Consider the following 25,696-nt stretch of genomic DNA (forward strand, 5'->3'; position numbering starts at 1 on the left):
CATGCTCTCGCCCGCACTGGTCATTGCCTCGTCGTTCGCCTATCTGCTGCTGCTGTTTGCCGTGGCCTACTGGGCCGATCGCCGTGCGCAAGCGGGGCGCTCGGTCATCGCCAACCCCTGGACCTACGCGCTTTCGCTGGCCGTGTATTGCACCGCCTGGACGTATTTCGGCAGCGTGGGGCGGGCTGCCTCGGGCGGGGTGTGGTTTTTGCCCATTTACCTGGGGCCCACGCTGGTCATGGTGCTGGGCTGGATCGTGCTGCGCAAGATGATCCGCATTGCCAAGGCCTACCGCATCACGTCGATTGCCGACTTTGTTGCCAGCCGCTACGGCAAGAGCCCGCTGCTGGCCGGGCTGGTGACCCTGATCGCGGTGGTGGGCATCGTGCCCTACATTGCGCTGCAGCTCAAGGCGGTGTCGGCGGGCTATGCCCTGCTGACGGTGCCCGGCGGCGTGGCCGACCCCGCACACTGGAGCCGCGACAGTGCCTTTTATGTGGCGCTGGTGCTGGCCGGCTTTGCCATGGTGTTTGGTGCGCGGCACCTGGACACCACCGAGCGGCACGAGGGCATGGTGGCCGCCATCGCGTTTGAATCGGTGGTCAAGCTGGTGGCCTTCCTGATGGTCGGCTTCTTTGTGGTGTATGGCCTGTTCGATGGCTTGGGCGACCTGTTCGCCCGCGCGCAGGCGGTGCCGCAGTTGCAGCAGTTGCTGCGCCTGGAGCAGGGCGGGCAGTTTGCCTGGGCGCAGTGGTTCGGGTTGATGCTGCTGTCGATGTTCTCGGTGGTGTTTTTGCCTCGCCAGTTCCAGGTGATGGTGGTGGAGAACGTGCGCGAAGACCACCTGCGCCGCGCGGTCTGGGTGTTTCCGCTCTACATGCTGCTCATCAACCTGTTCGTGCTGCCCATTGCACTGGGCGGCCTGCTGTATTTCGGGCCGGGGCAAGGCAATGCCGAGAATTTTGTGCTGTCGCTGCCGCTGGCGGCCGGGCAGCACGCGCTGGCGCTGTTTGCGTTTGTCGGGGGGCTGTCTGCGGCCACGGGCATGGTCATCGTGGAGACCGTGGCGGTCTCCACCATGGTCAGCAACGAGCTGGTGCTGCCCCTGCTGCTGCGCTGGCGCCACCTGCGCAGCGGCGGCGGGCAGGACTTCACGCGCCTTCTGCTGGGCATCCGGCGCGCCGCCATTTTGGGCGTGCTGGTGCTGGGTTATGTTTACTTTCACCTCGCGGGTGAGGCGTACGCGCTGGTCAGCATCGGGCTCATCAGCTTTGCCGCCGTGGCGCAGTTTGCACCCGTGGTGCTGGGCGGCATGTACTGGAAGGGCGGAACCCGCCTGGGCGCACTCGCGGGTCTGCTGGCGGGCTTTGTGATGTGGGCCTACACGCTCATGCTGCCCTCCATTGCCAAGTCGGGCTGGCTCGACATGGGCTTCATCGCACACGGGCCCTGGGGCATGGCCTGGCTGCGGCCCGAGCAGTTGCTTGGCCTGCAGGGGTTCGACGGCCTCACGCATTCGCTCTTCTGGAGCATGCTGGCCAATGTGGTGGCCTATGTCGGGGTGTCGCTGTGGCGCGCGCCTTCGGGCCGCGAGGCCAGCCAGGCCCTGTTGTTTGTCGATGTGCTGGAGCGTACGGCCACTTCCAGCCCCGTGTTCTGGCGCGGGCGGGCCAACACGCAAGACCTGCTGCGCCTGTGCGAGCGTTTTCTGGGCGCCGCCAAGGCGCAGGCGCTTTTTGACGGCTATGCGCAGCGCGTGGGCGTGCACCATGCCCACGCGCTGCGGCCCGACGCCCGGCTGGTGCAGTTTGTCGAAACCCAACTGGCCGGTGCCGTGGGCAGTGCATCGGCCCGTGCGCTGGTGGCCTCGGTGGCCGAAGAAGAAACGCTCTCGCCCGAAGACGTGCTGCGCATTCTGGACGAGGCCTCGCAGATTCGCGCCTATTCGCGGGCGCTGGAGGGCAAGTCGCGCTCGCTGGAGCAGGCCACCGCCGAGCTGCGCGCCGCCAACGAGCAGTTGCAGAGCCTGGACCGGCTCAAGGACGACTTCATGTCGTCTGTGACGCACGAGCTGCGCACGCCGCTCACGTCTATCCGCGCGCTGGCCGAACTCATGCAGGACGACGCCAGCATGCCCGCCGCCCAGCGCCAGCAGTTCGTGGGCATCATCGTGTCCGAAACCGAGCGCCTGACACGCCTGGTGAACCAGGTGCTGGACATGGCCAAGATCGAGTCGGGTCATGCCGAATGGCATGTGGCGCCGGTGGACATGCGCGCCCTGGTGGAGCGTGCGGTGGCCACCACGGCTGAAGTGTTCCGCGAGCGCGCGGCCCAGGTGCACGTGCACCTGCCCGACGAGGCGCCCGTGCTCCAGGCCGACCCCGACCGCATTCTGCAGGTGCTGCTGAATCTGTTGTCCAACGCAGCCAAGTTTGTGCCCTCGCCCGGCGGGCAGGTGCAGGTGCGGCTGGCGTGCGATGCGCAGGGCATCACCGTGTGCGTGCAGGACAATGGCCCGGGCGTGCAACCGGGCCACGAGGCCATGATTTTTGATCGTTTTCACCAGACCGACCTGGGTGCCCAGGTGGCGCACGGAACAGGCCTGGGCCTGCCGATCAGCCGCCATATTGCAGAACATTTTGGTGGGCGGCTGTGGCTGGAACCCACCGCACAGCCGGGCGCCTGCTTTTGCTTCTGGCTGCCGCTGCCCAAAGCACCTATTGGAGACAAGACCCCATGACGCACAAGATCCTGATTGCCGACGACGAGCCCAACATCGTGATCTCGCTCGAATACCTGCTGCAGCGCGAAGGCTACGCCGTGCTGGTGGCCCGCGACGGGCAGGAGGCGCTGGACACCATCGCCCGTGAGCGGCCCGCGCTGGTGCTGCTCGATGTGATGATGCCGCACAAGACGGGCTTCGAGGTCTGCCAGGCCGTGCGCGCCGACGAGGCCCTGCAGGGCACCAAAATTCTCATGCTCACCGCCAAGGGCCGCGAGACCGACCTGGCCAAAGGCCTGGCCCTGGGCGCCAACGCTTACATGACCAAGCCGTTCTCCACGCGCGAACTGGTGCAGAAGGTGGCCGAGCTGCTCGGGGAGGCCCCCGCATGAAAAAGATCGACCCCCGGCTGGTGCTGGCCGTGGCCGCTGCAGGCCTGGTGATGGCGCTGTGGCTGGTGCTGATGTCCGTGATTGTCTGGTCCACACTCGATGCGCAGGAGCGCCTGGCGGTGGGCGAGGTGCTGGCGTCCCGCACCGTGCTGGTGGCCATGGGCTGGCTGCTGGGCCTGTTTCTGGTGGCGGGCACGCTGCATGTGCTGCACCGCCGCTATGTGGGCGACCCGCACCGCCTGCTGGAAAAAATCCGGGTGGTGGTGACGGCCACCACGCCCCAGCAGCTCACCCCCAGGGGCACCGCCGAAATGCAGGCCATGGCCCGCGCCGTGAACGAACTGGCGGCCCAGCGCGACCAGTTGCGCGGCGACATGGCCGCCCAGGTATCCCAGGCCAGCCACAGCGTGCAGCAAGAGAAGAACCGGCTCGCCGCCCTGATGGCTGAGCTGAACCAGAGCGTGGTGGTGTGCAACCGCGACGGGCGCATCCTGCTCTACAACCAGCGCGCGCGCCAGCAGTTCCGGCAGATATCGCAGGGGCCGGCGCTGGCGGCCGGGGCCGAGCTGATCGGCATTGGCCGGTCGATTTATGCCGTGTTCGACCAGCAGTTGCTGGCCCATGCGCTCGAACGCATTCACCAGGGCATGGCGCGGGGTGTAGCCAGCCCGTCGGCGCAGTTTGTCACCACCACGCAGGGTGGGCAGTTGCTGCGCGTGCAGGTGGCGCCGGTGCGTGCGGCGGTGGCCGAGGGGGCCGACGAAGAAACGCTGGAGTCCGTGGTGAGCGGCTTTGTGCTGATGCTCGACAACGTGACGGCCAGCGTGGAGGAAGAATCTGCCCGCGACCAGCTCCTGCACGGCCTGACCGAAGGCAGCCGAGCGTCGCTGGCCAACATCCAGGCGGCGGTGGACATGCTGGGCTTTTCCGACCTGGAACCCGCCATGCGCGAGCGCTTTCTGGGCGTGGTGCGCGACGAGGTGGGCGCCATGGGGCGGCGCATCACCGACCTGGCGCAGCGCGCCACGCAGCGCCTCAAGACGCGCTGGCCCATGGAGGACATGCTGGGCGCCGACCTGGCCACCGCCGCCCAGCGCCGCATTGCCGCGCAGTGCGACCGGCCGGTAACGCTCGACGCGATCGACGGCAGCCTGTGGCTCAAGGTGGACAGCTACACCCTGCTGCAGGCACTGACCTATCTGGCGCACCGGCTGGTGGATGAGTTTGAGGTGCGCTTTTTGCAACTGCGGTTGCAGAGCACGGGCACGCATGCGCAGCTCGACCTGGTCTGGAGCGGCCAGGCCATGAGCAACGAAACGGTAATGAACTGGGAGATGGACGCCATGCGATTTGGCGCGGAACGCAGTCCCCTGACCGTGCGCGAAGTGGTCGAGCGCCACGGCGGCGAAATGTGGTTTGAGCGCGAGCGGGTGCGCCACCAGGCGTTCTTCCGCTTCATGCTGCCCCTGGCCAGCGTGCAGGGCGTGGTGGATGCCGCTTTGGGCGAGAGCGAATACAGCCGCCCCGAGTATTACGACTTCGATCTGTTCAAGCAGGCCGACCAGAGCAGCGCGCTGGACGACCGCCCGCTGTCCGAGCTGGCCTACACCGTGTTCGACACCGAAACCACGGGCCTGAATCCGGCCGGCGGCGACGCCATCATCCAGCTCGGTGCAGCCCGCATCGTCAATGGCAAGCTGCTGCGGCAGGAATGCTTTGAACAGCTGGTGGACCCGGGGCGCGGCATCCCAGCGGCGTCCATCCCCATCCACGGCATCACCGACGACATGGTGGCGGGCAAGCCGCGCATCGGCGAGGTGCTGCCGGTGTTCCATGCGTTCACGCAAGACACGGTGCTGGTGGCGCACAACGCGGCGTTCGACATGCGCTTTCTGCAGCTGCAGGAGAAGGCCACGGGGGTGGTCTTTCACCAGCCTGTGCTCGATACGCTGCTGCTCTCGGCCGTGGTGCACCCGAACCAGGAGTCGCACCGGCTCGAAGCGATTGCGGAACGCTTCAACGTTACCGTGCTGGGGCGCCACACGGCCCTGGGCGATGCGCTGGTGACGGCCGAGATCTGGCTGCGGCTGATTCCGCTGCTGCAGGAGCAGGGCATCCATACGCTGCGCCAGGCGCGCGAGGCGGCGCAGAAGACGTATTACGCGCGGTTGAAATATTGAGTGTTTTTGGGGTTTTGCGCTTATGGGGTAAGCGCTGGCAGCTATTGTTTTTGTAGTTGATGGTGTGCTTTTGCGGAGGGCGGGAGCCGGGGTGTGCGCCCGGCGGCGCAGTAACTTTCTTTTGCTTCGCCAAAAGAAAGTCACCAAAGAAAAGGCGACCCTACTGTCTGCGACGGGTTATTGGGGTCAGAGCCCCAATTCACCGAGCCTTCGGCTCGCCCGGAGGGTGCGGTGCTGCGCACCGCAGTGAAATGGGTGTCTGACCCCAATAACCCGCAACCTGCGGTGCTCGGTGCTGGCGGGGTCTCGCTCGAACTCGCGCCTGCGGCGCTCAGACAATCGCGAGCCCTGATCCGCCATCCCCTGCGCGCCGCAGGCGCAACCAGAAGGGGGGGTTGGCGCCCAACAACCACACGGGCCATCGCTGCGCTCGGCCTGGCGTGCCAGCGCGAGGCGCTTGCGCCCGCGAAGAAGGGCCGAGCGCAGCGATGGCCCGTGTGGTCTGCGGGTGTTCAACCCCTTGCTGGCTGCGCCTGCGGCGGGGTGCTTGCGGGGTGGCATGCGCGCCCCCGCGCGCATGCTTCGTGAACTGACTCGCCGCGTTTGTCCGAACGGAGCGCCGCAGGCGCGCAGTGAGTTATGCGGCGAACCCCGCAAGCGCCCCGCCCCAGGTTTGCCCCGTAGCGAAGCGCAGGGGTCGCAGACTGAGGGTCGCCTTTCTTTTGCTTACTTTTCTTTGGCGAAGTGTATGGACCGGGCACATTGTTAACAGGTGTGCGAGGACATGGTTAACACTTTCGGTGAACTTCGCCGGAGGTCTATATGCCATGGAAGGCTTGCAACACCATGAACCTGAGACAGGAATTCGTTGAGCTGGCAAGGCAAGAAGGGGCCAACGTGCGTGAGCTGTGCCGACGCTTTGGCATCAGTGCCCCAACCGCGTACAAGTGGCTCAATCGCTTTGAAGAGCAAGGCAGTGAGGGGCTGGTAGATCGATCGCGCAGGCCCCGCAACAGTCCAAGCAGCTCCTCACCGCAGGTAGAGGCGGCCGTCATCGCGGTACGCACCGAGCACCCCTCGTGGGGCGGGCGCAAGATCAGCTGGCGTTTGCAGCATCTGGGTGGGCCCTGTGTGGCTCCCAGCACCGCCACCTCCATCCTGCGCCGCCACGGCCTGATCACGTCCGAGGCCAGCGAAGCGGCCAAGCCCTGGCAGCGGTTCGAACGTGAAGAGCCCAACGCACTGTGGCAAGCCGACTTCAAGGGTCACTTTCAGACTCTTCAGGGGCGCTGTTCGCCGCTGACCATGCTGGATGATCACTCGCGCTTTAACCTGGCTTTGCAGGCCTGCGGCAAGACTGCCACCGAGGTCGTTCAAGCGCACATGACAGAAGTATTCAGGCGCTATGGCCTGCCCGCGCAGATCAACTTCGACAACGGCGCTCCCTGGGGCTCACCAAGTGCGCCGGGCCAGCTCACAGTACTGGGCGTGTGGCTGGTACAACTGGGCATTCACGTCAGTCACAGCCGACCCTACCACCCGCAAACCAATGGCAAGGACGAGCGCTTCCATCGAACACTGGAGATCGAGGTGCTCAAGGGACGGTGCTTTGAGAGCTTGGAGAGGGTACAGGCGGCGCTGGATCGCTGGCGTGCGGTCTACAACCATCAGCGCCCGCACCAAGCACTGCATGGAGCTACACCGGTCACGTGCTATCGGCCCAGCAAGATAGCGTTCCCGGAGCAATTGAGCCTGCCCGAGTACAGCAGTGAAGACGAAGTGAGCACGGTCGACTGGAACGGGATCCTGAAGTTCAGGGGCAAGCGATACAAGCTGAGCAATGCCCTGCATCGCCACAAGGTGGGTATCCGGCCCAAGCAGGACAAGGACGGCTGCTTTGAGGTGTTCTTCGCACACCATCGCTGCTTGGTAATTGACCTGGCTGACACCGAGGCCGTTTAATCAGATCTGTAAACCATGTGTCCGCACATCTGTTAACAATGTCCCCGGTCCATACAGCGAAGCAAAGAAAAGTGAGTCGGCCGCCGGGGCGAGACCCGGCACTTGCCCCTCGCAAAAGCACAAAGTTAGCTATATAAAAATAGCTGCCAGCGCTTACCCCATAAGCGCCAGACCCCAAAAACACTCAATACCGCCCCGTCTGATACCGCTGCCCCAACACCCCCTGCAGCGTCTGCACCACCGAAAACGCCTCCTTGAGGTGGCTGCGCTCAAAGTTGGATAGCTCCTCCAGCGCCAGAAAATTGTCGGGCGCCTGCCCCTGCGCGATCTGACGCGCCTGGTGGTCGATGCGCAGCCGGGACAAGAACTCCAGCGCATCGCGCAGATCGCGTGCGCTTTGTGCACTCACCTCACCCGCCAGTGACGCCACCTCCAGCCGGTCGTGCGTGTTGACCGCCGCAATGCCGCCCGCCAGCGCATACACCCGCGCCAGGTCCACGATGGGCACGATGCCGCTGTGCTTGAGGTCGATGGTGCCCGCGTTTTCGCCGCCACGGATGCGTGCGATGGTGCCAAACATGCCCAGCGGCGGGCGGTGCTTGAGCGCGTTGCCGACCATGTGCGCCAGAAAAAGGCTGTTGCCCCGCGTGCGCTGCAGCACCTCATTGCGCAGCGACTCCAGCAGCTCGGTCTTGCCGTGGATGGCGCGCAGGTCGAAGAACACGCAGGTCAGCATCAGTGCCATGGGCTCGGGCTTGTCCACCCACTGGTGAAAGTACTGTGCCCAGCGCGCGCGCGGCTGGCGCCACTTGTCGGTCATGGCCATCATCTCGCCCGGGCAGTGGATATAGCCGCAGGCCGCCAGGCCATCGCACACGAATCGCGAGAACGCACGAAAGTACTCGCCATGCTGTGCTTCGTCATACCGGTCGTCCAGCACCATGCAGTTGTCCTGGTCGGACCTGGCGGTCTGTTCGCTGCGGGCCTGGGAGCCGGCGGCCACCCACACATAGTCCACCGGCGGCGGGCCCAGCTTCACCTCGGCTAGGTGGATGAGGCGGGTGGTCAGCGCGTCGGTGATGGTGGTGATGATGTGGCCCGTGCTGTAGGCGCTGGCGTCGGCGGCGGCCAGGTGTTGCTGCAGCGCCTTGATCTTGGTGCTGGCATGCGCCAGGCCCTCTACCGTGGTCTGTTTGTAAACATCGCCCGCCAGGTAAACAGCCGATGTGCTGTGTTGTTCCGCCAGGTCGGTGGCGGTGATCATGCCGACGATGCGCGCGCCGTCCATCACCGGCACATGGTGGATGTTGTGCCGCGCCATGAGCAGCAGGGCTTCAAAGGCGGGGCTTTGTGCCTGCAGTGTCATGGGCGCCAGGGTGGCGATGTCGGACACGGGCCGGTCAATATCCAGCCCCAGTGCGACCACGCGGTTGCGCAGATCGCGGTCTGTGACCAGGCCAAACAGATGGTGCTGCTCGACCAGCAGCACCGACGATACGCGCAGATCGCGCATTTGCAGCGCAGCGGCGCGGATGCTGGTGTCGGGCGGCAGCGTGATCGGCTCGCGCTTGATGAGCGCGCGCACGGGCGTGCCCAGCAGGTTCAGGTGCACGCCCGCGCCGGGTGCCTGCGCCGCAGCTGGAGGCTGCCCTACGCCGGGCAGTGACGGAAAGAAATACGCGAGGGCGCCATGGTCGCGGCACAGTGCGGTCACGGTGTCGGGGGCCAGCCAGGCGATGTGGCTGTCGGCCGCAGCAGTGGCCTGCCAGGTGGTGAGGTGTTGCGCCGGGGTGGCGCCAAAGCCGAACATGTCTCCGGGCTGCAGGTGCACGGCCATGTCCAGGTCGGGGTCGTGCAGGTCTACCGCGCCGCTCACGATGAGCCCGGTGCGACTGTGCAGGCGGCCCTGGGGCAGCAGCGTGGTGCCCACATCCGATGCCTCCAGCCGCCACTGCGGCGCCAGTGTGTCCAGCGTGGCCGCGTCCAGTTGACTCCATACACGGTGGCTGGCCAGCGCCGCCTGAAGGGTGGCGAGGGTGTGAGGGGCAGGGTTCATGGCGGGCGGGACCAGGCAACAGGGAGTGCCATTGTTGCAGCGGTGGTGCGGCGTGGGGGCAGGGTTGTTACTGGCTTTGACGTTGGTCAACCGGTCGGGCGACCCTGGCCAGTACGGTGGTGGGGGTGTTTGCCTTAGCATGCGCTCAGCAGCGGGGCATCAAGCAAGTGCCACGGGTCCCACCGGCTCGCGATGTCGCGCTGTGCCATCTGGACGCTGGCGCGTTGCCAAAGCGTGCCTGCGTTCGCGCATCCGCGCGGCCCTTGAGCAACGACAGAACCCTATTTTCTCGACTTTTGCAGACCATGCCAACGCCTCCACCCTCTGCACCCACGGTTGTATGGTTGCACCCCGAGGCGCCCGCCAAGCCCGTTGAGGGGGCGCCGTGCAACGGCTGTGGCCTGTGTTGCCTGGCGGAGCCTTGCCCGTTGGGTGTGCTGGTTTCGCGGCGGCGCGCGGGGGCCTGCCTGGCCTTGCGCTGGAGCGACGCCGACGGGCGCTACCAGTGCGGAATGGTGGTCGATCCGGGCGGTGTTACCGGCTGGACGCATCCCTGGGCTGTGCGCTGGCTGGGGCGGCTGGCCCGGCGCTGGATCGCTGCGGGGGCAGGGTGTGATGCCGATGTGCTGGCACACCAGCCTCCAAAATGAGGCTGTGTGCCGGGTGAGTTGCGGCGCTCAGCGCGCCAGGGTCGCCCACGCCTGTGTCAGGCGCTGCACCAGATCCTGCGGGCGTCGCACCAGCGCATAGCCCTGGCTGCCAAACAGCATCGGCAGGTAATCGTGGGCTTCGTGATCAATCGTGACGCAAAACGGTGTCAGGCCCGCATCGCGTGCCTCCTGAATGGCATGGCGGGTGTCTTCCAGGCCGTAGCGACCTTCGTAAATGTCCAGATCGTTTGGCTTGCCGTCGGTCAGCACCAAAAGCAGCCGCTGGCGCTCGGGTCGCGCACCCAGGCGGCGGGTGGCATCGCGCAGCGCAGCACCCATGCGGGTATAGAAGCCCGGTTTGAGTGCACCGACGCGAGAGCGTACGGTGTCGTTCCAGCGTTCACCAAACCCCTTGATGTGCTGGATGCGCACATGCTGGCGCCGTACCGAGCTGAAGCCGAGCACTTCAAACGCGTCGCCGGTGGCCGAGAGGGCCTCGCCAAACACGTAGAGCGCGTCGCGGATCACATCGATGACGCGGGCATTGGACGTGGCGTAGGCGTCCGTCGAGAGCGACAAATCGGCCAGCAAGAGCGTGGCCAGGCTGCGCTCGCCGCGCTGGCGCCGGATGTAGACCGGCGGTGAGTCGGTATGTTGCACACCCCCCTGGGATTCGGTCTGAAAACGGACCCAGGCGTCGATGTCGAATTCGTCGCCCGTGGTCTGGCCGTTTTGCCAGCGTGGCGCAGCGCGCAGCACCTCCAGACGGCGGCGCACACGCCGTGCGGTGGCGCGCAGCGCCTGGGGCGCAATGTAGGGCGTGCCTGGCCGGGCGACCGAGCACTGCACCGAGCAGTGATCGGGTTGCAGCACGTTGCGGCGCCAGTCCCATTCGGGGGTTTTGCGGCCAGGGCCCAGCGGCAGATCGTCGGCCGAGGCGCTGGGCAGATCAAGGTCGAACTTGATGCGTGAGGCCGTGGTCTGGTCGCCGCGCGCCAGCGACAAGGTGTCCATATCGTTGGCAGCCGCCGTGGCGTTGGGATCGACCTCGTCGTCGGTGCCGCGGTCCAGGCGGATCAGCTCGCTCCAGCTCATCAAGGCCTCGGTCTTTGACGCCACCAGCAAGGGGTTGCGAACCTCCTTGTGCTCGACGCGGCGTGAACGGCGGCGTTGCTTGCTTTCCTCACCAGGCGGGCCATCTGGGCGCTCGCCAGCGCCATCGCCGCTCTGCCCGGCAGCGCCTGAAGGGCCTTGGCCTACACCCGCTGTCAGCCACAGCCACACGGGTGCCACCTGGGCGGGCGCCACGAAGAGAGGGCCGTGGTCATCGCCACGCAGTGCGGCTTGCACCGCAGCCTCCCAGGGGATGGACTCGGCGCGCAGGCTGGTCAGGCTGGGGCGCTGTGCAAGGTGGGCCTGCGTGAGGCGCTGGTGGCGCCCGCGCATCCCTGCAAAACGCTGCAACGCCCGCGCCGTGGCGGCGCGGTTGTCGGCGATCCAGTCGCCCGTGGGTTCAAACACTGCAGCCAGTGCTGCCAGCCACAGGTACAACTCGTGGTTGAGCTCGCGCTCGTCAAAAACTGCCACTTGGGCGGGCAGGGCCAGCGTTTCCCAGTCGAGCACCGGCAGGGGCACGCGGATGCCACTGCCGGCCAGGCGCTGAAGCCAGCCACGGGGCCCGCCATGGCGGCTGTCGGCCACCGGCGCCACGCGCACAGCGGCGTCGCCTCCGCCAGCGCGGTACAGCAAGGCGATGCTGCGGCGCATCTCCTCCAGGGTGACCTGCACATGGGCGCGGTCGGGTTCTGCGACGCGCGTGACGGCGCGGTGCCACCACTGGCCAATCCACTCTTCCATCAGCGCTGCTCCTCGCGGCGCTGACGCATGGTTTCGCGCACAGCGTCCAGACCCACCTTCCACTCCAGCGTGGGTGTGCGGCCCTGGTCGGTTTGGGTGGTGTCACAGGCGGTCAGGCACTGGCCGCACTGTACGCAGGCAAACATCATGCGTTTGATGTTGCGCGGGTTCAGGCGCATGGGGCAGGCGTTGTCGCAGGCGCTGCCTCGGGGGCGTCGCAGGTTTTGCATTCGCGCGCCCGCTCGCGGGTGAACGAGACCACCATGCCCTTGGGGTTGGCCATCCAGGCAAGGCTCTGGAACAGGCCAACGGCACAGCCGTAGCGGCAAAACAGGTGCCGCGCGAGTGTGAACTCCAGCGTGAAGACCAGCGTGCCCACCACCAGAAAGCGCGTCTGGTTGGGGGTGAGGGTGCCGTTTACCAGATTGCCCCAGATCATGGCGGGGGGGAGCAGGTAGGTCAGCAGCGTGATGGCCCAGGCAAAGCCAAAAACCAGGCAGGCCACCAGGAACACGGGCCACCAGCGCTTGTCGGCCGAGCGGCCAGGACGTGGCGTGGGCGATTTGTCCCACACGCTGAGCTTGCCAGTGGCGCGGTGAAGCAGGTCGTTGAGGGTTTCGACCAGCGAAAAATGGGGGCACAACCAGCCGCAATAGAGCCGGCCAAAGTGGTAGGCCACGGCGAGAAAACCGACGACGAGGGTCAACACCGGCAAAATGCCGCGCCACACAATGGACCACGCGGTTTGCATTGCCGAGGCTTCGCCGCGCATGAAGGCCTCTATGCCCAGAGACCAACGAAAGCCAAGCACCCACAGCTGTGCCTCGGTGAGGTCAAAGCGCAGCAGGTTGAGTGCGGGGGCGAGCAGAAATACAGCAAAAAAGACCGCTTGAAACCAGCGACGGCGGCGCTGCAGTTGTGCGGTGGCGGGCAGCGCCACCGGGGCGCTGTCGCCTAATGTGCTGGCCGCGGTGGCTGCGCTGGAGCAGCCGGGAGCCGAGGCACAGCCAGAACAATCAGTCTTCATCACCCACAATCGCGCGCACAACTTCATCGAGCGCCTGGATGGTCTCGGTGTCGTCGGTCAACGCGTCCACTATGGCAGCGCGGCAGGCGTCGCGCAAGGGCAGACCCGATGCCACCAGGCGTGCAGCCATTACGAGAAGGCGGGTGCTGGCGGTTTCTTCCAGGTCGTGGTCGGTCAGGCGGCGCAGCGCCTGTGCCAGTTGCACCAGACGGGCTGCCAGAGCCGGGGAGGCATGGCCTTCGCGCTCCAGAATGGCGCGTTCAACGGCCGGGGCGGGGTAACCCAGCGTCAGTGCGGTAAAGCGCTGGCGCGTGCTCGGCTTGAGGCCCTTGAGCAGATTCTGGTAGCCGGGGTTATAGGAGATGACGAGCATGAACTCGGGCGGCGCTTTGAGCAGCTCGCCTGTGCGTTCAATCGGCAGGAGACGCCGGTCGTCGGCAAGCGGGTGCAGAACCACCGTGGTGTCCTTGCGCGCTTCGACCACCTCGTCGAGATACAAAATGGCGCCTTCCCGTACGGCCCGCGTGAGCGGCCCGTCGGTCCAGACGGTGTTGCCTTGACCAATCAGGTGGCGACCGACCAGGTCGGCAGCGCTGAGATCGTCGTGGCAGGAAACGGTAATCAGGGGGCGCGACAGGCGCGCCGCCATGTGTTCGACAAAACGGGTCTTGCCGCAGCCAGTGGGGCCTTTGATCAGCAGCGGAAGCTGCTGGGCAAAGCAATGCTCAAAGAGCGCTCGTTCGCCCCCCTGTTCTGCATAGAACGGCGCCCCACCTGCGGGCCGCACGCCCGGGCCGGTGCTGGCACCCGAGGCCGACGAAACCGCAGTATGGGCGTGTTCCATGGTCAGGCTCGCTGCATGCGGCTACCGGGAATGGCAGCCACTTCCTGCTCGTCTTTTGCAGGACCGATGAAGAAGCTCGACAGATAGGTCAGCAGGCCGATCAGGAACATCACACCACCAGCCACACGTGTCCAGTAGAAGAACACCAGCTGGTCTTGCGTGGCCATGAAGGACATCGCGGTGCCGTCGGTCGGCATGCGCTGCAGCCAAACTTGAAGGATACCAGCGCCGCTGAGGGCCAGAACCATCACGGCCATACCGATGCTCATGATCCAGAAGCTCCACATTTCGACGCGTTGAGCGCGCATGGGGTTGGCTTCACGGCCGCGCATCAGGGGCATGGAGTAGCTGATGATGGCCAGCACTACCAGCACATAGGCGCCGTAGAAAGCCAGGTGGCCGTGGGCTGCCGTAACTTGCGAGCCGTGCGTGTAGAAGTTGACCCAGCTCAGCGTGTGGATGAAGCCCCAGACGCCAGCACCCAGGAAGGCGATGACGGCGGTGCCCACAGCCCAGAGCACAGCGGCCTGGTTGGGGTGTTCACGGCGGCGGCGCTGCACCATGTTGAAAGCAAACAGCGTCATCATGAAGAATGGAATGGGCTCCAGTGCGGAGAACACGCCACCCACCCAGTGCCAGTAGCCTGGCAGGCCGATGAAGTAGAAGTGGTGGCCAGTGCCCAGAATGCCCGAGATCAGCGCGAAGGCGACGATCATGTACATCCACTTGTCGATCACTTCACGGTCCACACCGGTCGTCTTGATCAGCACAAAGGCCAGCAGGGACGCCATGATCAGCTCCCACGTGCCTTCCACCCACAGGTGCACCACGAACCACCAGTACATCTTGTCGCGCACCAGGTTGCTGGGGTTGACGAAGCTGAACAGGAACAGCAGCGCGAGGCCCCACAGACCGAGCAGCAGCACCAGGGTGATGGCGGTCTTGCGACCCTTCAGCACGGTCATGCTGATGTTGAAGAGGAAGCCCAGTGCCACCACCACAATGCCGACTTTGGTAGGCAAGGGTTGCTCCAGGAACTCGCGCCCCATGGTGGCCAACAGGTCGTTACCTGTCATCTCGGCCAGCGTGGCATAGGGCACCAGCAGGTAACCGAGGATGGTCAGGGCTCCGGCGGCCAGGAAGATCCAGAACAGCACCTTGGCGAGCAGCGGGCTGTAAAGCTCGGTTTCGCTCTCTTCGGGCACCATGAAATAGGCGGCGCCCATGAATCCGAACAACAGCCACACGATCAGCAGGTTGGTGTGAACCATGCGGGCGATGTTGAAGGGAATGGCCGGGAACATCAGGTCGCCGATCACGTATTGCAGGCCGAGCGTCAGACCGAAAATGATCTGGCCGGTGAACAGTCCTAGCGCCGCGATGAAGTACAGCTTGGCGACAGACTGCGATTGGTATTTAAGGGTTGCGGGTTGCATTTTTGTATCCTTGGATGTGAGGTCTCAGTGCACTGAGATGCTTACCCTTCGATATTGGGTGGCCACTTTTCGGCATCGATGCCATTGGTCCAGCGCAGGAACTCGACCAGATCATCAAGCTGTGCTTCGGTGAAGTTGAACTGCGGCATCTGGCGGCGGCCCGGCGTGTGCGTGGGCATGGCCTTGATCCAGCCCTTGATGAAATCAGGGCCACGACGCGCATAGACGTTGCCCAACTCAGGTGCGAAATAGGCACCCTCGCCCAGCAGTGTATGGCAGCCGATGCAGTTGCGCGTCTCCCATAAATGCTTTCCACGGACTACGGACTCCGTGATTTCGCCCGCTTTGGATCGCTCGGGAATTTTGGTTTCGGTGTGAAAAATTAGGCTCGCAAACACAAGCACGAAAAAAAACCGTGCCTCCGTAGAAAATGTTGCGCGCCATCTGGCTCGTGAAGCCTTGACTCATGGTGTACCTCATGCAGTGATGAGCCCGCATCGTAATGACTTAGCGGGTCAAATGGTTGATTAGAATCAATAAGATTCATTCGGTATGAATCTTACATTGAACTTGTGCCTTCTGGGCACTTTGCGGCGACAGAATATGAGCCTGGAGTTGCTTGCCTGCAACCCCTGGTTGCAAAAGGCTGCGAATTATCAGTCAGGATGTTCCCTATGCACGGTCCCGTACCCAGTTATTTGTCGTCTTCAAGCAACGAATCGCAGTCAGTAGAGGGTTTGGTGGACGACACACGCTTTCCCCCGCATGTTCAGGATGCCACCCCCAGGCTCCCAGGTGACCTGGGGGTCTGGCTGATCATTTTGTTGGAGTTGCTGACCTTTGCCATCCTCTTTGTGTCATTTGCGTTTGCCCGCACGCGGGAGGTGGAACTGTTCAACGCCTCGCAGGCCACGCTCAACCTGACTGCCGGCGCGCTCAACACCGTGCTGTTGATCTCCGGCAGTTGGTGCGTGGCCTGCGCGGTGTCTGCAGTGCGGCGCAATGCATCCACGGTGGGGGCGCGCTGGTTACTGGGGGCTTTGGCCTGCGGAGGGGGGTTTGTGGGGGTCAAGCTGGGCGAATACGCCCAGAAAATGGCGTCCGGGGTGGACCTTTCGACAAACACTTTCTACATGTTTTACCTTTTCCTCACCGGTTTTCACTTCCTGCATGTGGTGGTGGGCATGCTGGCGCTTGGATATCTGTGGGTAAAAACGCGGCGCGGGTGCTATGGCAGCCATGATTGCCACGCGTTGGAGACGGGCGCGGCGTTCTGGCATATGGTCGATCTGCTGTGGATCGTGCTGTTCCCGCTGGTTTACGTGATGCGTTGAGGAGCGAAGAGATGCCTGCTATTTCACACACCCGTGTCTGGCTGATATTGCTGGCCATCACGGCTGCAACGTACTGGATTGGCGAGGCGGGCCTGTCCGGCCATGGCTCCATGGGGCCGGTGCTGGCCATGTTTGCGCTGGCGTTCGTGAAAGGGGTGCTGGTGTGTCTGGACTTTCTGGAGTTGCGGCATGCGCCAGCCCTGTGGCGCTGGCTGGTGGTGGGCTGGCTGGCGCTGGTGCTGGCGTTGATCTTGCTGGCTTACTGGGTTAGCCTGCGGTAGGTGATTTCTCGGACACCGTGGACCGGCATCCTGTGTGCTGCCCAGGATGCCTTATGGATGTCATGCACATGACATGGGGCATGGGCAGTATGGCCTGTTCTTTTCAGGAGTCCTTATTCCATGACGCTGCCCAGTGCACTGACCAACCATGACGACCTGATGCGGCGCATTGCGAGCGATCTGGTGGACAGCTACGACGAAGAAATCGAACTGGAGCTGGAAGACCGCAGCCTCGACGAGCTGGAGGGCCGCCACGTCACCGACCGCGCGGAGCGGCAGGCCTATTTCAAAGAGCTTTTTCGCTTGCAGGGTGAGCTGGTCAAGCTCCAGGACTGGGTGCAGCACACGCGCAAGAAGGTGGTGATCTTGTTTGAGGGGCGCGATGCCGCCGGCAAAGGCGGCGTCATCAAGCGCATCACCCAGCGCCTGAACCCGCGCGTGGTGCGTGTGGCCGCGCTGCCTGCACCCAATGACCGCGAGCGCACGCAGTGGTACTTTCAGCGCTACGCCGCGCACCTGCCCGCTGCGGGCGAGATGGTGCTGTTTGATCGCAGCTGGTACAACCGCGCGGGGGTTGAGCGCGTGATGGGCTTTTGCACCGACGACGAGTACGAAGAGTTCTTTCGCACCGTGCCCGAGTTCGAGAAGATGCTGGTGCGCTCGGGCATCACGCTCGTCAAATACTGGTTTTCCATCACCGATGACGAGCAGCACCTGCGCTTTCTGGGCCGCATTCACGACCCGTTGAAACAGTGGAAATTGAGCCCCATGGACCTGGAAAGCCGCGTGCGCTGGGAGGCCTACACCAAGGCCAAGGAGACCATGCTCGAGCGCACCCACATCCCCGAGGCGCCCTGGTGGGTGGTGCAGGCGGTGGACAAGAAAAAGGCGCGCCTGAACTGCATTGCGCACCTGCTCGATCAATTCCCGTACCACGAGGTGCCGCATCCCCCGGTGGAGCTGCCGGAGCGGGTGCGCAACCCCGAATACCTGCGCCAGCCGGTGCCCCCTGAAATGTACGTTCCCCAGCGGTACTAAGCGCCGCCCGCGGCGGCTGCCGCCTTGGCGACAGCCGCTAGGTGCTTTCCTGAGTGTTGCAGTGCGTCATTTGCGGTTCAATGGAACCTTTAGTCCCTTCAGGATCGCCACATGCAACGTCGACACATCATTCAGTGGGGCGCAGCCGCACTCACCGCCGTCTCTCTGGGTACCGCCAGCGCCCAGAGCTTTCCCGCCAAGCCGGTCAAGCTCGTGATTGCCTTCCCCGCAGGCGGTCCCACCGATATCTCCATGCGCGTGCTGGCCGACAACGCCAGCAAGATCCTCGGCCAGCCCGTGATCGTCGAGAACAAGCCCGGCGCCGGTGGCACGCTGCCCGCGCAGGCGCTGCAGACAGCCCAGCCCGACGGCTACACGCTGGCGCAGATTCCGCTGGGCGTGTTCCGCCTGCCCTACACCACCAAGATCAACTGGGATCCGGTCAAGGACATCAGCTACGTGCTCAACGTCACGGGCTATGCCTTCGGCATCGTGGTGCCAGCCGATTCGCCGCTCAAGACCTGGACGCACTTTGTTGCCTGGGCCAAGGCCAATCCGGGCAAGCTGAGCTATGGCTCTACCGGAACCATGACCAGTCCGCACCTGACGACCGAGCTGATCGCGCAAAAGCTTGGCATCGAGCTGCTGCACGTGCCCTACAAGGGCAGTGCCGACCTCATGCAGGCCACCCTGGGCGGCCAGCTCATGGCCGCTGCCGACTCCACGGGCTTTGCGCCGCAGGTTGAGGCCGGCAAGCTGCGCGTGCTCAACACCTGGGGCGCCGAGCGGCTGGCCAAGTTCCCCGATGCGCCCACGCTCAAGGAACTGGGCCTGGACATCGTGCAGAACTCGCCGTTTGGCATTGGCGCGCCCAAGGGCACGCCAGCGCCCGTGGTCAAGCGCCTGCACGACGCCTTCAAGCAGGCCATGGAGCAAGAGAGCTACAGAACGGCCCTGGCGCGCTACGACATGGTGCCCATGTACATGAGCACAGCGGCCTACCAGAAGTTTGCCCAAGAGACTTTCGCACGCGAGAAAGCGCTGGTAGAGAAGCTGGGGCTGGCGAAGGCGCCGTGATGCTTTATTTTGAGTAGCCTGTATTGCTTATCTGTGAAGCGATACGGCTCTCAAAGGCTTCAAGGCTGAAGTCGCCCCATCAGTCCAGGCCCAGTTCGCGGGCATCCGCCAAGTGGGCGTCCCACGCCCCGCTGAGGCGCGGGTCGGGGTCGCGGGTCAGGTAGCGGCTGCCTCGTGCGGCCCGTACAAGCAGTGCCCCGCCCGCGGCGGCCTGTAGCGCGGCCGTGCCGCGACGCTCTGAGCGCAGGGATACGGCGATCAGGGCCAGCCCAAGGCCCGCCACCATGAGGTTCTCACTGGGCAGGCGCGCTCTTGTCCGGTCGATGGCCTGCCAGTGTCGGAGTGTGTTGATCAAGTCCATACCTAACTCTAGCGCAGCTTGGGTGTGCCGGGGTACCGCCGGCCATGCCGGATGGCATCAACGTGTCGACAGCACCGCGCGCGCGACCTCCGCAAACCCCGCACCACGCTCGCCCTGCGTTACAAAACGCGGCCGGTGCGTGAGTTGCGGCACAAAGCGCGCAATGTTGGCCACGCCCACGCTGTGCGGGAAATGTTCGAACATGACCTGGTCGTTGGTGGAGTCGCCCACATACACCCAGCGGTCGATCTCGGCGTCCAGGTCGCGCCCGAACAATTCGCGCACGATCCAGCGGGCACCTTCGAGCTTGTTGTGCGCCCCAAACCAGCCGTTGATGTGGATGCTGCTCACCGTGGCGTTCATGCCCGCGTCGCGCATGATGCGCACGGCGTGGTCAATGGCGTCCTGTGGCAGATGGGTGAATTCGCTGTGGTCGATGGCGATGTCGGTTTCGCGGCCCGGCGAATCCGTGGCGCGGCGCGCACCGGGCACCTCACGCTCAATCTGCGCCAGAACCTGCTGCATGTTCGCGTAGTTGGCTGCGCGTGTGGCGGCGTCCTGTTGGTATATTTTTGATAGCTGCTCACGCTTGCTGTGATTAGGCAAGGGGCTGTTTTGATCAAAAACGTCTGCGCTGCGCTGCAGCGCCACCGCCCCGTTTTCCGCCACGATGGCATCCACGGGCCAGGTGGCGGCAAACGGCTCGCTCCAGCCCACAGGCCGGCCGGTGATGGGAATCACATGCAGGCCACTCGCCTTGAGCGCACCCAAAGCCTGCAGCGCATCGGGGGTGATGGCGCCGTCGGTGGTCAGGGTGTCGTCGATGTCGGTGAGGATGCCCAGCAACTGGCCAGGCACGGGTGCCGGCCACTCGGTCAGGGGGCGCAAAAATGCAGTCATGGCCGCCGCCGTCAGTGGTTGCTGTCCAGCGCCAACCCCGCATGCTCACGCAGCGGATGAAAGTGGATTTTCGGAAATCGTTCCTGCGCCAGCCGCACGTCATAGGGGCTGGTGCACAGGTAGGCCAGCGCATTCGCCGCGTCGTGCGACAGGCGCATGGGGTAGGCGTCGGTGAAGGCGCGCAGGTCGGCCGGGGTGTCGGCGGTGATCCAGCGGGCGCCGGTGTACTGGCAGCCTTCCAGGCGCACGTCGGCGTCGTATTCGGCCTTCAGGCGGTGCTGCACCACTTCAAACTGCAGCTGGCCCACGGCGCCCAGCAGCATGGGGCCGCCCACGTCGGGCCGGAAAACCTGAATCGCGCCTTCCTCGCCCAGCTGCGCCAGGCCCTGCTGCAGCTGCTTGGTGCGCAGCGGGTTCTTCAAAATGACGGTCATGAACAGCTCGGGCGCGAAGAAGGGCAGGCCGGTGAACTGCAGGTTGGCGCCGTCGGTGATGGTGTCGCCCAGCTGCACGCCGCCGTGCGTGGTGAAACCGATGATGTCGCCCGCGTAGGCTTCTTCTACCGCCTCGCGGCGCTGGCTCATGAAGGTGACCACGCTGGTGGGGCGCAGCTCTTTGCCAGTGCGCTGCACCTTGAGCTTCATGCCCGGTGTGTATCTGCCCGAGGCCACGCGCACAAAGGCGATGCGGTCGCGGTGGTTGGCGTCCATATTGGCCTGCACCTTGAACACCACGCCGGCAAAGCCCTCGTCTTCGGGCTGAATGGTTTTGACCACGGCCTGCTTGTTGACCTGCAAGGTGCTGGTGCGCGGGCCGGGCGGGGGCGACATGTCGACCACGGCATCGAGCACTTCCATGACCCCGAAGTTGTTCACGCCCGAGCCGAAGAACACGGGTGTGAGCTTGCCGGCCAGGAAGTCTGCGTGGTTCCATGCCGCCGAGGCACCCACCGCCAGTTCCATGCTCTCCAGCGCATCGTCAAACGACTGGCCAAAGCGCGCGCGCAGCCGGTCGGCCTCGGCCAGCGGCACCACTTCAAAGTCTTTGGGGCCGCGGTCACTGCCGGGGGTGAACACCGTCATGGTCTGCGTGCGCAGATTGATGATGCCGCCAAAGCTCTTGCCCTGGCCCACGGGCCAGGTGATGGGGCAGCAGGGCATGCCCAGTTCGCGCTCCACTTCGTCCAGGATGTCCAGCGGGTCGCGCACCTCGCGGTCCATCTTGTTGACGAAGGTGATGATGGGCGTGTCGCGCTGGCGGCACACTTCGATCAGGCGGCGCGTCTGCGCTTCCACGCCGTTGGCCGCGTCGATCACCATCAGGGCCGAATCCACGGCGGTGAGCACGCGGTAGGTGTCCTCGCTGAAGTCCTTGTGGCCGGGGGTGTCCAGCAGGTTGATGACATGGTCGCGGTACAGCATCTGCATCACGCTGGATGCCACAGAGATGCCGCGCTGCTTTTCGATTTCCATCCAGTCGCTGGTGGCATGGCGGCTGGCCTTGCGGCCCTTGACGGCGCCGGCGATCTGGATCGCGCCCGAGAACAGCAGCAGCTTTTCGGTCAGCGTGGTCTTGCCCGCGTCGGGGTGGGAAATGATGGCAAAGGTACGGCGGCGCCGGGTTTCAGAGGCGTAGGACACGGGGGTTCCAGAAGGTGGGCAGGGCGGCAAATCCCTGCTGGGGCAAACGGTGGGCCAGCACCTGAACAGCGGGGGCAGGGCGGCCGAACCCGCGATTTTACCGGGCATGTGTGTGGCCAAGCGCGGGCCCCACGCAACTGCTTTTATAATCGCCGGTATCCGAGGAGCGTTGCAGCGCCCCCAGCTACTGGCGGGGCGTGAGGCTCGGAGTCATCCAGCAACGACGCTCATCCACTTATCGTGTGGTGAGCTTTTTTTGTCTCCCCGCGTCAAGTGGCTTTTCAAACATGCTTTGGAGCACACCATGAACGCACGCGTCAACGCCCCCGTCAACACCGACTGCATCATTGCCGACATCGGCCTGGCCGAATGGGGCCGCAAAGAAATTCGCATCGCCGAAACCGAAATGCCCGGCCTGATGGCCATCCGCGAGGAGTTCGCTGCCAAGCAGGCGCTGAAAGGCGCCCGCATTACCGGCTCGCTGCACATGACCATCCAGACGGCCGTGCTGATCGAGACGCTGCAGGCCCTGGGAGCCGAAGTGCGCTGGGCATCGTGCAACATCTTCTCCACGCAGGACCACGCCGCCGCCGCCATTGCCGCCGCGGGCACGCCGGTGTTCGCGATCAAGGGCGAAACCCTGGCCGAATACTGGGATTACACGCACCGCATTTTCGACTTTGGCCCCGCCGGCAGCGAAGGCGAAGGCCCCAACCTGATTCTGGACGACGGCGGCGATGCCACGCTGCTGATGCACCTGGGCAAGCGCGCCGAAAAGGACGCCTCGCTCATCGCCAATCCCACCAGCGAAGAAGAAACCTGCCTGTTCGCCTCCATCAAGGCCAAGCTGGCCGTGGACCCGACCTGGTACAGCCGCAAGAGCGCCCAGATCATCGGTGTGACCGAAGAAACCACCACCGGCGTGCACCGCTTGAAGGAAATGTCCGCCAAGGGCAGCCTGATGTTCCGCGCGATCAACGTGAACGACTCGGTGACCAAGAGCAAGTTCGACAACCTGTATGGCTGCCGCGAGTCGCTGGTGGACGGCATCAAGCGCGCCACCGACGTGATGATCGCCGGCAAGGTGGCCGTGGTGGCGGGCTATGGTGACGTGGGCAAGGGCAGTGCCCAGGCCCTGCGCGCCCTGAGCGCCCAGGTGTGGGTGACCGAGATCGACCCCATCAACGCACTGCAGGCAGCGATGGAGGGCTACAAGGTTGTGACCATGGAATACGCCGCTGACAAGGCCGACATCTTTGTGACCACCACCGGTAACCGCGACGTGATCACGTTCGAGCACATGCAGGCCATGAAGGACCAGGCCATCGTCTGCAACATTGGTCACTTCGACAACGAAATCCAGGTCGCCAAGCTCGAAGAGCACTGCCAGTGGGAAGAGATCAAGCCCCAGGTGGACCATGTGATCTTTGCCGATGGCAAGCGCATCATCCTGCTGGCCAAGGGCCGCCTGGTGAACCTGGGCTGCGGCACGGGCCACCCGAGCTTTGTGATGTCGTCGAGCTTCGCCAACCAGACCATTGCCCAGATCGAGCTGTTCACCCACAGCGACTACTACGAAAACGGCAAGGTCTATGTGCTGCCCAAGCACCTGGACGAGAAGGTGGCGCGCCTGCACCTGAAGAAGGTGGGCGCCATGCTGACCGAGCTGAGCGACGAGCAGGCGGCCTACATTGGCGTGCCCAAGCAAGGCCCTTACAAGCCCGATACCTACCGGTATTGATTCTCCCTGAGGTGCTGCGCGCCTCGGTGGCACGCGCCACGGGCGCGGCCTCTTCGGTTTTGACCAGGCCTGCGCAGGCAGGCCTGGAGCCTCAGGCCTCAGCCCCGGGGGCGGCGCCACAAGCTGCCCGGCAAAACCGGCTTCGCGGTGGCGCTGGCTTTTGGGGCATGGCCGTTTCATGCGCAATGCAGGAGCGATTGATTTGCTCCTGAAATAATAGCTAACTGCGCTTTATATACGGGCGCCAGAGGCTCTTTTGATTCAAAAAGGATGGGCGCATGCGTGCAGATGTTTTTCTGGTGGATTTTGGCCATGCGACCACGCGCTCGCAGGCGCAGCGGCTGATTGCTGCGGGCGTGGAGTGGCGCCTGTCCCCGCTGGCCCCGTGGCAGAAGGTTGCCAAGAATGGTGACGACATACCGTCCGTGGCCGAGGTGCGGCTGCTCGACGATGCCGAGGCCAAATACATCTCGCGCGGAGGGCTCAAGCTCGAAGGGGCGCTGCGGGCCACCGGCCTGGCGGTGACGGGGCTGCGCTGCCTTGATGTGGGGCAGAGCACGGGCGGGTTCACCGACTGCCTGCTGCAGCACGGCGCGGCGCAGGTGATCGGCGTGGATGTGGGTCACGGCCAGCTGCACGACCGGCTGCGCAGCGATCTGCGCGTGGTTTGTGTGGAGGGTGTGAATGCGCGCTCGCTGACGGCGCCGGCCTTGCAGCAAGCCTGCGATCTGGCGCTGTCCGAAGTCATCGAGGCCGAAGAGGACAACGAGACCCAGCCCGAGGCGCCCTACAGCTGGATGCGCAATGGCGGGCAGGTGGACGAGGAATACGACGACAGCAACGATGCCAAGGACAAGGACATCGAGACTTTCAAGTCCGAGCGTGCGGCCCGTGCCAAGGCCCGCGAGCAGGGCACGCTGCCCATTGAGCGCCGCCGCCGCGCCGAGTGTGCCAATGTGGACATCACGCCGGTGTTTGATGTGGTGACGGGCGATCTTTCGTTCATCTCGCTCACGCTGGTGTTGCCCGCGCTGGTGCCGCTGCTGGCGCCGGGCGGCAGCCTGCTTATGCTGGTCAAACCGCAGTTCGAGCTGCAGCCCGGCCAGGTGGGCAAGGGCGGCATCGTGCGCGATGCGTCGTTGTACGCGGTGGTAGAGCAACGCATCCGCGACTGCTGTGCCGAACAGGGCCTGGTGGTGCAGGCCTGGCTGGACAGCCCCATCAGCGGCGGCGACGGCAACCACGAGTTTTTTGTTTTTGCGAGGAGGGGCGCATGACCGCAGCCAACGCACCATCCACCGGCCTGCCGGTCAGTTTTGAATTTTTTCCGCCCAAGACGCCCGAGGGCGCCGAGAAGCTGCGCGCCGTGCGCCAGCAGCTGTATGCGCAGCGGCCCGAGTTTTGCTCGGTCACCTATGGCGCGGGGGGCTCGACGCAGGAGGGCACCTTCGGCACGGTGCGTGAGATTCTGGCCGAAGGCGTCAGTGCGGCCTCGCACTTCTCGTGCATCGGTGCCACACGGCAATCGGTGCGCGAGGAGCTCGCCACGCTCAAGGCCATGGGCGTGCGCCGCCTGGTGGCGCTGCGCGGTGATCTGCCCAGCGGCTATGGCATGGGGGGCGAGTTCCACTATGCCAGCGACCTGGTCGCCTTCATCCGGGCCGAGACCGGGCGCGATTTCCACATCGAGGTGGCTGCCTACCCCGAGGTGCATCCCCAGGCCAAGTCGGCCGACGCCGACCTGCAGGCCTTTGCCGCCAAGGTGCGCGCGGGGGCTGATTCGGCCATCACGCAGTATTTTTTCAATGCGGACGCGTACGAGCGCTTTGTAGACGACGTGCGCCGCATGGGGCTGGATGTACCCGTGGTGCCCGGCATCATGCCCATCATGGGGTCATCTCAGCTGATGCGGTTTTCCGACGCCTGCGGCGCCGAGATTCCGCGCTGGATCCGGCTGCGCCTGCAGGGGTTTGGCGACGATACAGCGTCGATCCGGGCTTTCGGGCTGGATGTGGTGACCTCGCTGTGCGAGCAACTGCGCCAGCGCGGTGTGCCCAGCCTGCACTTCTACACCATGAATCAAAGTGCAACCACACTGGAAATCTGCCGGCGCCTCGGTTTGTAATGGGGCGCGGGGCCCGGCGCGTCTTGGGGCTTGGGCCGGGGCCGGTTTGCATTGTCGCTGGAGAGGGTGGATG

General features: G+C 64.7%; 22 protein-coding genes and 1 riboswitch. Of the genes, 12 read left to right on the forward strand and 10 right to left on the reverse strand.

Translation table 11 applies throughout. The annotated features are described in order from the left end of the window. The first annotated feature begins 1 nt into the window (after window position 1). The 4 genes from K226_RS0106530 to K226_RS0106545 all read left to right on the forward strand — a co-directional run bounded on the left by K226_RS0106530 (window position 2) and on the right by K226_RS0106545 (window position 7,256). The gene (locus K226_RS0106530) at window positions 2-2,740 is read left to right on the forward strand and encodes a sensor histidine kinase (RefSeq protein WP_024814043.1); all 2,739 of its coding nucleotides are present in this window, start codon (window positions 2-4) and stop codon (window positions 2,738-2,740) included. Continuing rightward, a complete protein-coding gene (locus tag K226_RS0106535) occupies window positions 2,737-3,114 on the forward strand; it encodes a response regulator transcription factor (RefSeq protein ID WP_024814044.1) in 378 nt (125 codons plus the stop codon). The genes K226_RS0106530 and K226_RS0106535 overlap by 4 nt, the downstream gene beginning before the upstream one ends. Next, the gene (locus K226_RS0106540; RefSeq protein ID WP_024814045.1) at window positions 3,111-5,294 is read left to right on the forward strand and encodes an exonuclease domain-containing protein; all 2,184 of its coding nucleotides are present in this window, start codon (window positions 3,111-3,113) and stop codon (window positions 5,292-5,294) included. The genes K226_RS0106535 and K226_RS0106540 overlap by 4 nt, the downstream gene beginning before the upstream one ends. 822 nt (window positions 5,295-6,116) lie before the next feature. After that, on the forward strand, window positions 6,117-7,256 hold the full coding sequence (locus K226_RS0106545; RefSeq protein WP_024813185.1) for an IS481 family transposase: 1,140 nt from the start codon (window positions 6,117-6,119) through the stop codon (window positions 7,254-7,256). Window positions 7,257-7,440: 184 nt separating this feature from the next. On the opposite strand, the gene K226_RS0106550 is transcribed toward K226_RS0106545, so the two are convergent. Continuing rightward, entirely contained in the window at window positions 7,441-9,312 is a 1,872-nt protein-coding gene (locus K226_RS0106550) for a putative nucleotidyltransferase substrate binding domain-containing protein (protein ID WP_024814046.1), read from the reverse strand. Between the two features lie 305 nt (window positions 9,313-9,617). On the opposite strand from K226_RS0106550, the gene K226_RS19425 reads away from it, so the two are divergent. Continuing rightward, window positions 9,618-9,962 (forward strand): hypothetical protein, encoded by a 345-nt coding sequence (locus tag K226_RS19425; RefSeq protein ID WP_081739406.1) that lies wholly within the window; start codon window positions 9,618-9,620, stop codon window positions 9,960-9,962. Between the two features lie 27 nt (window positions 9,963-9,989). Here the strand turns inward: K226_RS19425 and K226_RS0106555 are convergent, their stop codons facing one another. From K226_RS0106555 to K226_RS18730, 6 genes are read right to left on the reverse strand one after another with little or no spacing between them, the layout of a single operon-like run. Then, window positions 9,990-11,819, reverse strand: a complete 1,830-nt coding sequence (locus K226_RS0106555; RefSeq protein ID WP_024814047.1) for a nitric oxide reductase activation protein NorD — start codon at window positions 11,817-11,819, stop codon at window positions 9,990-9,992. Further along, on the reverse strand, window positions 11,819-11,998 hold the full coding sequence (locus tag K226_RS20195; RefSeq protein ID WP_238324200.1) for a hypothetical protein: 180 nt from the start codon (window positions 11,996-11,998) through the stop codon (window positions 11,819-11,821). Before K226_RS20195 ends, K226_RS0106555 begins: the two co-directional genes overlap by 1 nt. After that, the gene (locus K226_RS18725; RefSeq protein ID WP_238324201.1) at window positions 11,989-12,846 is read right to left on the reverse strand and encodes a 4Fe-4S binding protein; all 858 of its coding nucleotides are present in this window, start codon (window positions 12,844-12,846) and stop codon (window positions 11,989-11,991) included. Before K226_RS18725 ends, K226_RS20195 begins: the two co-directional genes overlap by 10 nt. Then, the gene (locus K226_RS0106565; RefSeq protein ID WP_024814048.1) at window positions 12,836-13,690 is read right to left on the reverse strand and encodes a CbbQ/NirQ/NorQ/GpvN family protein; all 855 of its coding nucleotides are present in this window, start codon (window positions 13,688-13,690) and stop codon (window positions 12,836-12,838) included. Before K226_RS0106565 ends, K226_RS18725 begins: the two co-directional genes overlap by 11 nt. A 2-nt stretch (window positions 13,691-13,692) precedes the next feature. Next, entirely contained in the window at window positions 13,693-15,126 is a 1,434-nt protein-coding gene (locus K226_RS0106570) for a cbb3-type cytochrome c oxidase subunit I (protein ID WP_024814049.1), read from the reverse strand. A 41-nt stretch (window positions 15,127-15,167) separates the two neighbouring features. Beyond that, window positions 15,168-15,530 (reverse strand): cytochrome c, encoded by a 363-nt coding sequence (locus K226_RS18730; protein ID WP_304412841.1) that lies wholly within the window; start codon window positions 15,528-15,530, stop codon window positions 15,168-15,170. A 270-nt stretch (window positions 15,531-15,800) separates the two neighbouring features. Here K226_RS18730 and K226_RS0106580 point away from each other — a divergent pair, with 270 nt between their 5' ends. The 4 genes from K226_RS0106580 to K226_RS0106595 all read left to right on the forward strand — a co-directional run bounded on the left by K226_RS0106580 (window position 15,801) and on the right by K226_RS0106595 (window position 18,856). Continuing rightward, window positions 15,801-16,460 (forward strand): cytochrome c oxidase subunit 3 family protein, encoded by a 660-nt coding sequence (locus tag K226_RS0106580; protein WP_081739331.1) that lies wholly within the window; start codon window positions 15,801-15,803, stop codon window positions 16,458-16,460. A gap of 11 nt (window positions 16,461-16,471) precedes the next feature. Then, window positions 16,472-16,741, forward strand: a complete 270-nt coding sequence (locus tag K226_RS0106585; RefSeq protein ID WP_024814051.1) for a cytochrome C oxidase subunit IV family protein — start codon at window positions 16,472-16,474, stop codon at window positions 16,739-16,741. Between the two features lie 120 nt (window positions 16,742-16,861). Further along, entirely contained in the window at window positions 16,862-17,779 is a 918-nt protein-coding gene (ppk2, locus tag K226_RS0106590; protein WP_024814052.1) for a polyphosphate kinase 2, read from the forward strand. A gap of 111 nt (window positions 17,780-17,890) precedes the next feature. Beyond that, a complete protein-coding gene (locus tag K226_RS0106595; RefSeq protein ID WP_024814053.1) occupies window positions 17,891-18,856 on the forward strand; it encodes a tripartite tricarboxylate transporter substrate binding protein in 966 nt (321 codons plus the stop codon). Window positions 18,857-18,935: 79 nt separating this feature from the next. Here the strand turns inward: K226_RS0106595 and K226_RS0106600 are convergent, their stop codons facing one another. The 3 genes from K226_RS0106600 to K226_RS0106610 all read right to left on the reverse strand — a co-directional run bounded on the left by K226_RS0106600 (window position 18,936) and on the right by K226_RS0106610 (window position 21,757). Next, window positions 18,936-19,211 carry a hypothetical protein gene (locus K226_RS0106600; protein ID WP_155886502.1) on the reverse strand — a complete coding sequence of 92 codons (276 nt, stop codon included), beginning with the start codon at window positions 19,209-19,211 and terminating at the stop codon, window positions 18,936-18,938. A gap of 63 nt (window positions 19,212-19,274) precedes the next feature. Beyond that, window positions 19,275-20,117 carry an HAD-IIB family hydrolase gene (locus K226_RS0106605; RefSeq protein WP_155886503.1) on the reverse strand — a complete coding sequence of 281 codons (843 nt, stop codon included), beginning with the start codon at window positions 20,115-20,117 and terminating at the stop codon, window positions 19,275-19,277. Between the two features lie 11 nt (window positions 20,118-20,128). After that, entirely contained in the window at window positions 20,129-21,757 is a 1,629-nt protein-coding gene (locus K226_RS0106610) for a peptide chain release factor 3 (protein ID WP_024814056.1), read from the reverse strand. A 155-nt stretch (window positions 21,758-21,912) separates the two neighbouring features. Further along, window positions 21,913-21,993: riboswitch (S-adenosyl-L-homocysteine riboswitch) on the forward strand. Window positions 21,994-22,061: 68 nt separating this feature from the next. Between K226_RS0106610 and ahcY the strand changes: the two genes are divergently transcribed. From ahcY to metF, 3 genes are all read left to right on the forward strand, one after another. Beyond that, window positions 22,062-23,498, forward strand: coding sequence for an adenosylhomocysteinase (ahcY, locus tag K226_RS0106615; RefSeq protein ID WP_024814057.1), 1,437 nt, complete (start codon window positions 22,062-22,064; stop codon window positions 23,496-23,498). A 278-nt stretch (window positions 23,499-23,776) separates the two neighbouring features. Beyond that, entirely contained in the window at window positions 23,777-24,775 is a 999-nt protein-coding gene (locus K226_RS0106620; RefSeq protein ID WP_024814058.1) for a TlyA family RNA methyltransferase, read from the forward strand. Further along, the gene (gene metF / locus K226_RS0106625; RefSeq protein WP_024814059.1) at window positions 24,772-25,623 is read left to right on the forward strand and encodes a methylenetetrahydrofolate reductase [NAD(P)H]; all 852 of its coding nucleotides are present in this window, start codon (window positions 24,772-24,774) and stop codon (window positions 25,621-25,623) included. The genes K226_RS0106620 and metF overlap by 4 nt, the downstream gene beginning before the upstream one ends. The last annotated feature ends 73 nt before the right edge of the window (window positions 25,624-25,696 follow it).

It is taken from the genome of Acidovorax sp. JHL-3, assembly GCF_000526295.1.
Classification (GTDB): Bacteria; Pseudomonadota; Gammaproteobacteria; order Burkholderiales; family Burkholderiaceae_C; genus Acidovorax; species Acidovorax defluvii.